The sequence below is a fragment of the Streptomyces sp. NPDC059003 genome (assembly GCF_042740445.1).
Classification (GTDB): Bacteria; Actinomycetota; Actinomycetes; order Streptomycetales; family Streptomycetaceae; genus Streptomyces.
Map to the genome: position 1 here is coordinate 41201 of NZ_JBHYJH010000030.1, position 9409 is coordinate 50609.

Sequence of the window (9409 nt, forward strand, 5' to 3'; positions counted from 1 at the left end):
AGAGTGCTCTCCGCGCGAGCGGAGGTGGTCCGGCCCGGATCCGGGCCGAGGTGATGAGTGAGTGCGACGGAGGCGATCAGTGATGACCCGCGACCGCGACACCGCCCTGGATGCGCTGCTCGCTCAGGCTGACGATGCCGTGCTCACCGTGGTGGTAGATGCTCTCGACCTGGACGCCGGTCGCCGCGCTTTGTGCGGCGACACCGCGAAGGCCGACCGGTACGCCGCGGCTGCGGCCTGCTGGCCCCGGGCCTCCGGTGCCCCGGCAGTCCCGTTGTGCTGCGCTGAGAATGACCTGCTGTGTGAGCTCCTCAGTGTTCTGGCCGAGGCAGGGCGTGTTGCGAGGATGCTCCGGTGCCACGTGGACGTTCCCGCGCACGGCGTGCTGCTGGACTCCGTGGGCCTGCGGCTGCAGTCCCTGGTCGGCACTGCTCGCGTGCGCAAGGCCGACGGCCCAGCCGCGGAGCGCGCTTGCGCAGGTCCGGCAGGGCGTGGCCCGGATCCGCGTACCTTCTCCAGCTCGGGACGGAGCTGGTTGAGGCGCCGCTTGAGGAAGGACTGGATGTCGCTGAGCCGCGCGCGGACGTAGGCCAGTCCCTGCTCGACTTCGGTGATGCCCTCCCCGCAGACATCGATGGGCTGCGTGAGGGCCAGCTTGGTGTGGATGAAGTCCAGCAGAAATGCGAGGACTTCGGCGGCGTGCGCCTCCACGGCGTAGGCCGGGGTGTTCTTCAGGCCGTAGTGCTGAAGGCCGTTGCGGGGCTTGGCCAGGGCTTTCAGGGCGGCCGCACCCTGTCGTCCACGGCGACTTTGCGCAGCCGGCCAACGGCGGCCTGAGTGGTGCAGCTGATGAAGTCGCCGTCCTCGAACTTCTTGCGCGTGGCGGTGCCGGGCTCCTTGAAGACCAGGCTCCAGTGCTCCTCGACCAGGCGGGCCTTGAGAAGCACCTCGGCGGCGGCTTGGAGGTGCAGCACCGCGTACTTCAGGTCCCTGGGGGTGGGCGGGTCGGCGGTGGTGAGGTGGTCGACCACGCTGCGCAGGTGGACGCCGTTCTCCACCGGGGGGAAGTCCACGTGGACCGGCTCCACGCCGCGCGGCGCGCCCGCGGGGGCTTCGTCCGGTGCGGGGGAGGGGGCGGTGGCGCCCGCCCCTTCGTTCGAGTCGCTAACAGTCAAGGTTTCAATCCTTGCTGACGCTAGGATTCCTGACGGCCACTCACCGGCCGTGCGGTTGCTTCGTGTTCTGCCAGGAAGAATGAGAGGTAAGGCGCCCTTCACCTGAGTGCGCGGCGCCTCGGCGGGGGCGCGGGGGAGGCTCGCGGCCGCGCACGGCCCGGTTCTGGCGGTCGCTTTTCGGACTATTCAACGGAAAAGCGCGTTTCGCCCCGATGCGGCGCCACCGCCGAGCTGGGGGAGGTGTACGAGCGCCATCACGCACTCAGCCGACGATGGCCACGGGTGCGTCCCAGGCGTCGCGGTCGACGGTGATGGTGTAACCGCCGCGGGTCTCCTTGCTGTTAACCATGTACTGGTGGCCACGACTGTGGTTCGTGTACAGCGATTTCGACCACGGCCAGTCACTGGTCGTGGTGTTGACTTTGTCCCACTTCGCATACCAGAGATAGCCCGGCAGATCGGTGCGGTCGGCAGCGGTGGCCACGGCCTTCGCACTGGAACTGCTGAACCCGTAGTACCCGGCCCGGTACGTCTTGGCGCGCAGGGTCTTGGTGAAGGCGCGCACGTACGTGAGCACCGCGTTGTTACACGAGGTGTTCGCGACGTCATACGGCTCCATGTCCAGGTAGATCGCGCTGCCTGCCTTCATGCCGAGCCTGGAGGCCTTGGCCACAGCGTCCTTGCCGTTGGCGACACCGAGGGAGGAGGCGTTGGCCACCGTGATCTTCTCCGGACTGGAGCCCCTCTGGCAGAACGGCTGAGCACCCACATAGATGGGGATGAGCTTCCACCCCTGGGCGGTGACCGTCTTCACCCAGGGCGCGGTGAGGTTGGGCTGAGTGCAGCCGCGGTTCTTGCCGCCGATGTAGACGGCGGCCGCGCCGTAGAACCCGGTGCGCCACGCCTTCATCGCCGCGGCCGAGGGAGCGGTGCAGGTGTCGAAGGCGCGACCGGTGTACGTCTTCTTCCCGGGCCAGGCCGTGCCCGCCGACGCGCTCTGCACAAGGACACCGCCACCCGCGACGATCGTGGCCCCCGCGGCACCCCAGGCGATGTAACGACTTCTCCTGGACAGCCGGTGCGCAGGCTTACGCGACTTGCCGAACATACGGTCCCCACCCCTTGATACGCACTGGTGCGCACTTCTGTTGTTACTGATCGCTGCAGGATAGGTCCGGTGCGGTGGGTGCTGCGGTGGTCGTGGTGCAGATCTCACCAGGATCGTTCTGTCCTCCCGATCCGAACGAGTCGCATCAGCCGCTGTTCTCGGAACACGTCAGGCAGGATCCCGGCAGCGTGACCGTGCGTCACCGGCGCACGGAAGCGTGATCGCCTTCACGGAATTCCGCCAGGACCCGCTTAACAACGTCATAGCCAGCCCACAGGGGTTCGGTGGTGCGGCATGTGCGGCGGCGGGATTCCTGGTCAGCTCGGACGGTAGGACGCCGGGGAGCGGCGTGCCGTCACGTACGGGCAACGCACGGATGCCCGCTGCCTCCGGCACCGAAGCCCCCGAGCCCCGGGGCAGGTGTGGCGCACATCACTCGCCGGGTGGCAAACGCTGTAGGGGCCCGGGTGACTGGCATTAGTACGGGACCCGGCAGGGGGTGTGTTCAGGGCTGATGGATCCCGCGCTGTTGATGGTCATGAGCGAAGGACTTCTGAAGTGAAGAAACGTCCGCTGATCCCCGGTCAGCGAGAGAGCATCCTGCCCGTCTTGTGTCCAGTGGGCCAGCTGCCGCCGGATTCGCTGCCGCAGTGGGGGTACATCGAGACGAACGAACGTGCCTTCCGGCGGCACGTCCTGTCCAGCGTGGGAGAGATCCACGAGGGCGACGTCTCCGACAAGACCTTCCAGAGCCTGCACGCCAGGCTGCGGAAGGGGCCCGTCGAGAAGAAGATCAAGGACTACGCCTGGAAGTCTTTCCGCAACGCGGTGCGGAGCTTCCACGGCGCGCTGGCCCGGCAGCGTGCGCGCGAACTCCTCGTCGGCGACGACACCTGGCTGCTGGAGACGTCCCCCGTCCCGGACACCGACTGCGCCGTGGAGTTCGGTCCCGACTCCGTGGCCACGATCGTCATCGACCAACTGGAGATGGCGCAGTTCGGCAAGGTCCTCGACCGGGAGCTGGCACCCGGTGAACTGATCGCGTTCTGCTTGGTGGAGTTCGACGGACTCACCGTCGCCCAGGCCGCCGAGCTCCTCAAGATCGCCCCCAGCACTGTGCGCAACGCCATCTACCGGGCGCGCAAGAAGCTCAGGCCGATGCGCGCGCGCCTCGGCCTGGCCAAGTAGCTGTTCCCCCGGGTGCACGGGCCGGGGCACTGTCCCGGCCCGTGCACGCCGAGGGTGGGCTGCTAGGCCCGCCAAGAAAGTTGGAGAGGAAACGGAGCATGCGCACAGAAAGCCGGAAGCGTAAACCAGACATGGGGCTCGCGATGAACTCGTTCATCGCCCTGATCACCTACAGGTTGTCCCGCATGTGGGGCGCCGTCCTGATCATCCTGGAACCGGTCAAGGAGGCGTTTCTTTCTGGCGGCGGGCCTCGATCCACTGAGGCTCGCCGGGGCGGCGGGGTCTTGCCGCTGACTAGGAAAGAAGCGTCTCAGTGATGGATCTGCATGTGGGTGATCGGCGGTGGACCGTTGTAACGAAGTAGCTGGGGCAGCAAAAACAGCGACTGCGGTGGTCGCAGGGGGACCGCCCACCGTGAAGCGGCTGGAATGGCTCTGAGTGCTGGGCAGAGCCGCCCTTCGCGGGGCCGGGGCTCCTAGCGGGGCAAACGCTAGGGGCCCCGGCCCTACTGGTGTTTGGTGCAGGGGCGCATGAGGCGCCTTCACACCGCGCGCTCGGCTCGGCTTTCCACCACGGGCGCCGGAGACACCGATCAGGAGGCCAGCCCCATGACCAGCAACCCCCTTCCCGACGGACAGGGACAGCACTCGCACAAGGAGGAAGACCGGGCAGCCCTCGATGAACGGTTCCGGCAGGCGACAGCCAAGCTGGACTTCCAGCGCCGCCAGGTCCGCGCGCTGCGCCAACTGCGCCGACGTGAGCGGCACCGCGCCACCGCCCGCTGGGCCCGCCGACGCCGCGGAGCGATCCTCTTCTGGACCGGTACGGCCGCCGCCACGACCGGGGCGCTCCTCCTCGCCCTGGACCAGCGGGACCTGGCCCTCAACCTGTTCATGGCCGCCGTCAGCGCCTGGTTTGCCGCACTCACCGCGGAGCGGCTCTCCCCTTGATGACCGTCCCGCACCGTGACAGCTGACGCCCAGGGGCCCGGACCGAAGGCCGGGGTCCCTGGGCGTCGAAGCCTGCCATCCCGGTCGGCGCGTCCGGTATGCGGCTCTGCCGCACGGTGAAGCCCGCTGCGGGCTGGTGAAGTGCGCCGGAGGGGAGCAGCCCCCGGGCCGCGGTGAGCCTGTGAGGCGCCCATCGCTTCGACGGTCAGGGCATGCCGGGCGGCCTTCGACATGGCATCACCGTCGGTGATGGTGTGGCTGGTGGTCACCGAGGGCGTGGCGGCTCGTCGGCGTCGGCGGCGTGGAGGACTTCCTGGCTCAGCAGGTCGAGGTCGTCCGTGGCGGTGCGGTAGTTGCACAGGCAGGCGCGTAGGACGGTGCGGCCGCGCACGGCGATGGTGGCGAGGTAGGCGCGTCCACGGGCCTGGACACAGTGGGCGATCCGGGCGTGGAACTCGTCTGGGTCCGCGTTGTCTGGGTTGGTGATGCGGAAGCATGCCACGGGCCACCGGTCAGAAGCTCTAGCCGGGGTTCTGCGGTGATCCGGTCGCGCAGCCGGTCGGCGAGGGCCAGGTAGTGCTCGATCAGGGCGGTGACGCCGTCGCGTCCCAGATGATCCAGGGTGGCCCATAGGGCGAGGGCCCGGGTGCCGGGGCGAGTGAGCTCGATCGTGGCGTGGGAGAGCCACGGCGACGCGTTGCCTTCGACAGCGGTGAGGTAGGAGGCGCGGTGGGTGAAGGCCGTGTGCAGGTGCTCTGGGCCGGGAAGCGGCTACCGCGAGGGCCACGCCGCCGTCTTCGGTGCGACAGCCAGGCACGTGCACCCCGGAGACGACGGGATGGCCGCCCGCGGGGATGCGCTCTCACCGCTTGATCACGGAGCTGCCCTGTGATCAGACTGCAGCCCGTGAGTTCCGACTTGCCTGTCTTCCGCTACCACCCCGATCCACTCGCCAGCGGGTCCATCCGCGTCAGCGCTGAGACCTGTGTGTGCTGCAACCGCGCCACGGGGTGGATCTACACCGCGACCTTCTACACCGCCCAGGAGGTCAGCGGGCGGTTCTGCCCTTGGTGTATCGCGGACGGCAGCGCGGCTGAACGGTTCGCCGGTGAGTTCGTGGACTCCTACGGCCTCGACGGCGTCGGCGAGGAGATCCTGCATGAGGTCACCCGCCGCACGCCTGGCTTTCATGCCTGGCAGGATCCGCACTGGCTCGTCCACTGCAACGAGGCGGCTGCCTTCATCAGCGAGGTCGGATACAGCGAGCTGGCAGCCCACCCCGAGGCCCTCGACCAGCTCAGGCAGGACCTGCGCAGGGACGGCTGGCACGACCCGGACCGGCTCGAGCAGTTCCTGACCCGTCTCGGTGAGGGAGCCACGGCCATGCTCTTCCGCTGCACCGTCTGCACCACCCACCTCGCCTACGCGGACGCCTCATAACCCTGCTTCGCACGACACCGCCGGAGGATCGGCTGCGCGGGTCAGGTCTCCCGTTGTGCCGCGTCGTGCAGATGGGCGACCATCCAGAACTCCTTGCCCCGTTCGCTGTCGCCCGTCGTCGCGGTGTCCAGGCAGCTGAGAGCCGGCCCCGCTGCCTCCGCCACCGGGGCCGCGTCAGTGGATGCTGGCCCCACCCGACGACCTGTGTCGTCTGCGCGTCAGTGGAGCCAGGTTCCGCTGCCGATCGAGGCGTCTGAGATCGGCAAGTGGGGCCGAACCCAAGGTGTCGAGTGGGTCCACTTCTCGGCTCTGGCTCACTTGGCGTGGAGAGCTCACTGTGGGGGATGGCAGCGGCGTGTGGTGAGATATCCGCGTTCTATGAGTCGCTATGGAGGATGTCGTTCTATGTCTGCGTATGCGTCATTGACACGGGCTCTGGCGGAGGCGCTGGTCGACGTCCTCTGGTTCGTTGAGGGGTGCGAGGACGAGCAGTTGGATCCGGATGACGCCGTGAAGGTCCTGGACGGTGTCGCCGCTCTGGTGTCCCGCCTGTCGGGTGATCAGCGAAGCGAGTTCATCGACCTGCTTGGTTCGATGGCCTCGGAGGAGAACGATGCGTCGCGTCGCGAGTTCTTGGAGGGCTTTGCTGAAGGGTTCGGCCTCGTTGAGGAGGACTCCTGACCTGCCCGTTATTCGTAGAGCAGGACTCGCTTGCGGAGGAGCTCGAAGCCTGCGCGCCCGAACATTTGACGCTTGAGCATCTTGATCCGGTTGACGTGGCCTTCGATGACGCCCGAGTTCCATGGCTGTGTGAGGCCGGCGATGACCGCTTCGAGGTGCTGAGTGAACCGGCTGGGGCTGGGCAGGTCGGTTGCGGCGCGGGCGGATGCGATCCACTCCGGCAGTCGCTCGCCCTCCAGCTTGGTGACCATGTGGGCGAAGGAGCGGACGTGCTCGGTGAGTGCTGTCAGTTCAGGGCAGTTGGACAGGGCCGCCTTGAGCTGGAGCCGGTTGCGTTCGGCGGGCGCGTCGGGGTGCGTGAGGATCCAGCGGGCGACGGCGCAGGCCGACGGCGGCCGGGGCCCGATGGGCTGGGGCTTGCCCCGCAGTGTCTTCCTGACGTAGTCGCGGACGCTGCTGTAACCGTCCGGGTAGCCCTGTTCGCGGATCTCCTCCCATGACTTCCAGGCGTTGGTGCAGCCGTCCTGCCAGCGTTGATCGAGATGGGGCTTGAAGGCATGCCTCGCGCTGAAACCGGGTTCGAAAGCGGCCGTGGGCCACTTTCGGATGAGCCTTCACCGCCCCCGCGCACGACAGCGCCCCGCATCCGATGGATGCGGGGCGCTGTCCGATGCGAGCAGCACCTCAGTCGAGTCGTTCGCCGAGCTTCGCAGCCCGCCGGTCGCTGCCCTTCGTGTCCCACCACTCGAAAAGCTCTACGTGGAACTCGTTCGCGATCGTGCGGACCAGATCGTGCGGAGGCGTACCGTTGAAGATCGCCATCTGTGACCTGTCGCTCTCGAGCCGGACCCGCCACCGCTGCTGGCTCGCGCTCTCCAGCTCCACCACCAGCGTGAACGTGCGCTCATGTTCCACGACGTCCAAGCCGGTAACCGTCAGCGTGGAGCTCCCGCAGAACAGCTTGCCCATCAAGTGCGGAACAAGGAGATCTCTGACCTCTGGTGCTGATGGCATGAACTCGCCCTCCTAGCAGGCTGCAGCCGCCGAACGTGCCGAGCCCGGCTTGTACGCGGAAATGATGCCCTGTGGATTGATCCGGGGGTCGCGGCCGTAGGGGCCCGGGTTCGTGACCACTCGGAACAGGATCCTCGGCGGGCACTGCACCTGCAGGCGCTCATAGATGCGCTGGCCCGGCAGATCGGTGGTTATCGTGCCGCTCCAGACGGTCCTGCTGATCTTGCTGTCGAGGCCGCCGGTCCAATGTCCCCGCGCCACCAGGTGCTTGTAGCCCCACTTCTTGTCGCCGCAGCGCAGCGGTACCATCACCGGCCCCCGGTAGTACTTCCGGAAGATGGTCTTTTTCGGCTTCCCGGTGCAGGTGGCAGATGCCTGCACGGACTTCGGTGCCTCATCGGCCACAGCCGGTACGGCGATGAGCGGCGCGGACAAGCCCGCCGCTACGGCAGCTGTCATCAAGGTCTTTGCGAACTTCAACGAAACCCCCATGTGTTTGCGTGTTGCAGCTACATGGCTATCACGCGCTCAAGTGGCGGATGGTGTTTGACCTGCATATATGGCGAGAATGTGAACTCCCGGTGGCGGGAAGTGATCGTAATGTGAACGCGTGAAGCACTCAAGCAAACGGGCCACACAGCAAATGCTCTCCGTGCGAGCAGAGGTGGTGCGGCTCGTGTTCGTCTGCGGGCGCTGACGCAGCGGTGCTCTCCGCGCGCGGAGGGCACCTGAGCTGGACATGCGCGGCGACGCGGTACAGCGGATCGCCTCCGCTCGCGCGGAGAGCGCATCGCCGATACCGACTCGACAACAGCGACGTTCGGACCACCTCCGCTCGCGCGGAGAGCACTGGGTGGCGCGTGGTGGGGCTGGTTTGGTCATGCGGCTTCCCGGGCGGGGGCGATGCTGAGCAGGCCGCAGCCGTAGGCCTTGCCGCGGCCGATGCCTTCGGTGATCTTCTTGCGGAGGGGTTCGGGATCGGTGATGGCCGCGGTGCCGTCGAAGCGTGTGCGGGCGTGGCGGATGCGTTGTGGCTGGGGAGAGTTGCGGGGGCTGCGTGTGCCGCGGGCGGCGTCGAGGGGGTGGGAGAGGTGGGTGAGGGGTTTGAGTCCGGCGGCGTCGGCCTGGCGGAGCCGCCGTGCCGCAAGCGATGTTGATCCTTCGGATACCCGGCTTCCTCGAGCAGGGTTGTGAGCGACCAGTGCGTCGCCATCTCGTGGCGGAACACTCTCCCGTCCGCCGCGCCGGGAGCGAATGCGTAGCCAGGATCGTCACGCACCGCCGCGAAGGAGCCCGGCACCTGAGCCTGGAAGGGGCGGCGTGATCTTTCCCGGATCGTGCAACCCCGCCCAGAATGAGAGCACCACGCGCGCCTCCTCGACCGGCAGGTCGAGCGCGCGGCCTAATCGCTCCCGTACGCAACTGCTGAGCAGTGCATCCCAGAGGGCTCCGAACACGGCAGCCGTATCGATGGCAGACCAACGGATAGGGGCGGGGCAGCCCCCGCTCCTTGCCTCATAACCGGACGTCAAGAGCAGCGTGCCCGCATGAGTAAGCGTCTCGCCTCATCATGGCTCAGTGATAGCAGCCAACACTGGCAACGGGGGCCTGCCAGCCAAAGCGCGCGATCTACGCCCTGTCGCAGGAACATAGACTTCCGTCATGCCTCACCAACGCCTGACGCATCGACGCGATCAGGATGCTCCACGTAGCCATGTTAAAGAACTGGCAAAGCCGCTCTAGCGTGCCAGGTCAGGAAGTGTGTTCTCCGCGCGAGCGGAGGTGATCCGCGAGCAGCATCGCGGACTTGTGGAAGACATACGTGTTCTCCGCGCGAGCGGAGGTGATCCGCA

General features: G+C 67.4%; 14 protein-coding genes and 1 pseudogene. 5 read left to right on the forward strand and 10 right to left on the reverse strand.

Annotated features, from left to right (window positions below):
- Nucleotides 1-76 precede the first annotated feature (76 nt).
- The 3 genes from ACFWZ5_RS14275 to ACFWZ5_RS14285 all read right to left on the reverse strand — a co-directional run bounded on the left by ACFWZ5_RS14275 (nt 77) and on the right by ACFWZ5_RS14285 (nt 2283).
- Nucleotides 77-361: a hypothetical protein gene (locus ACFWZ5_RS14275; protein WP_384789123.1), complete on the reverse strand. Its 285-nt coding sequence runs from the start codon at nt 359-361 to the stop codon at nt 77-79.
- 415 nt (nt 362-776) lie between these two features.
- The gene (locus ACFWZ5_RS14280; protein WP_384789120.1) at nt 777-1175 is read right to left on the reverse strand and encodes a hypothetical protein; all 399 of its coding nucleotides are present in this window, start codon (nt 1173-1175) and stop codon (nt 777-779) included.
- A 262-nt stretch (nt 1176-1437) separates the two neighbouring features.
- Nucleotides 1438-2283, reverse strand: a complete 846-nt coding sequence (locus tag ACFWZ5_RS14285; protein ID WP_384789117.1) for a glycoside hydrolase domain-containing protein — start codon at nt 2281-2283, stop codon at nt 1438-1440.
- A 618-nt stretch (nt 2284-2901) separates the two neighbouring features.
- On the opposite strand from ACFWZ5_RS14285, the gene ACFWZ5_RS14290 reads away from it, so the two are divergent.
- From ACFWZ5_RS14290 to ACFWZ5_RS14300, 3 genes are all read left to right on the forward strand, one after another.
- Nucleotides 2902-3471 (forward strand): RNA polymerase sigma factor, encoded by a 570-nt coding sequence (locus ACFWZ5_RS14290; protein ID WP_384789245.1) that lies wholly within the window; start codon nt 2902-2904, stop codon nt 3469-3471.
- Between the two features lie 98 nt (nt 3472-3569).
- The gene (locus ACFWZ5_RS14295; RefSeq protein ID WP_384789114.1) at nt 3570-3788 is read left to right on the forward strand and encodes a hypothetical protein; all 219 of its coding nucleotides are present in this window, start codon (nt 3570-3572) and stop codon (nt 3786-3788) included.
- Between the two features lie 291 nt (nt 3789-4079).
- Complete coding sequence (locus ACFWZ5_RS14300) at nt 4080-4421, forward strand: hypothetical protein (protein ID WP_384789111.1); 342 nt, start codon at nt 4080-4082, stop codon at nt 4419-4421.
- Nucleotides 4422-4686: 265 nt separating this feature from the next.
- Here the strand turns inward: ACFWZ5_RS14300 and ACFWZ5_RS14305 are convergent, their stop codons facing one another.
- Nucleotides 4687-4923, reverse strand: coding sequence for a hypothetical protein (locus ACFWZ5_RS14305; RefSeq protein WP_384789108.1), 237 nt, complete (start codon nt 4921-4923; stop codon nt 4687-4689).
- A gap of 404 nt (nt 4924-5327) precedes the next feature.
- On the opposite strand from ACFWZ5_RS14305, the gene ACFWZ5_RS14310 reads away from it, so the two are divergent.
- Nucleotides 5328-5861 (forward strand): CbrC family protein, encoded by a 534-nt coding sequence (locus ACFWZ5_RS14310; protein ID WP_384789105.1) that lies wholly within the window; start codon nt 5328-5330, stop codon nt 5859-5861.
- 41 nt (nt 5862-5902) lie between these two features.
- Here ACFWZ5_RS14310 and ACFWZ5_RS14315 read toward each other — a convergent pair whose 3' ends face one another.
- A complete protein-coding gene (locus ACFWZ5_RS14315) occupies nt 5903-6025 on the reverse strand; it encodes a hypothetical protein (RefSeq protein ID WP_384789102.1) in 123 nt (40 codons plus the stop codon).
- A 241-nt stretch (nt 6026-6266) separates the two neighbouring features.
- Here ACFWZ5_RS14315 and ACFWZ5_RS14320 point away from each other — a divergent pair, with 241 nt between their 5' ends.
- A complete protein-coding gene (locus ACFWZ5_RS14320) occupies nt 6267-6542 on the forward strand; it encodes a hypothetical protein (RefSeq protein WP_384789099.1) in 276 nt (91 codons plus the stop codon).
- 8 nt (nt 6543-6550) lie between these two features.
- On the opposite strand, the gene ACFWZ5_RS14325 is transcribed toward ACFWZ5_RS14320, so the two are convergent.
- The 5 genes and pseudogenes from ACFWZ5_RS14325 to ACFWZ5_RS14345 all read right to left on the reverse strand — a co-directional run bounded on the left by ACFWZ5_RS14325 (nt 6551) and on the right by ACFWZ5_RS14345 (nt 9013).
- Complete coding sequence (locus tag ACFWZ5_RS14325; RefSeq protein WP_384789096.1) at nt 6551-6793, reverse strand: hypothetical protein; 243 nt, start codon at nt 6791-6793, stop codon at nt 6551-6553.
- Between the two features lie 433 nt (nt 6794-7226).
- Nucleotides 7227-7556: a hypothetical protein gene (locus ACFWZ5_RS14330; RefSeq protein WP_384789093.1), complete on the reverse strand. Its 330-nt coding sequence runs from the start codon at nt 7554-7556 to the stop codon at nt 7227-7229.
- Between the two features lie 12 nt (nt 7557-7568).
- On the reverse strand, nt 7569-8036 hold the full coding sequence (locus ACFWZ5_RS14335) for a hypothetical protein (RefSeq protein WP_384789090.1): 468 nt from the start codon (nt 8034-8036) through the stop codon (nt 7569-7571).
- A 398-nt stretch (nt 8037-8434) separates the two neighbouring features.
- Nucleotides 8435-8686, reverse strand: a pseudogene (locus ACFWZ5_RS14340) (type I-E CRISPR-associated protein Cas6/Cse3/CasE); the annotation flags it as partial.
- Between the two features lie 141 nt (nt 8687-8827).
- Entirely contained in the window at nt 8828-9013 is a 186-nt protein-coding gene (locus tag ACFWZ5_RS14345; RefSeq protein ID WP_384789087.1) for an HD domain-containing protein, read from the reverse strand.
- Between the last annotated feature and the right edge of the window lie 396 nt (nt 9014-9409).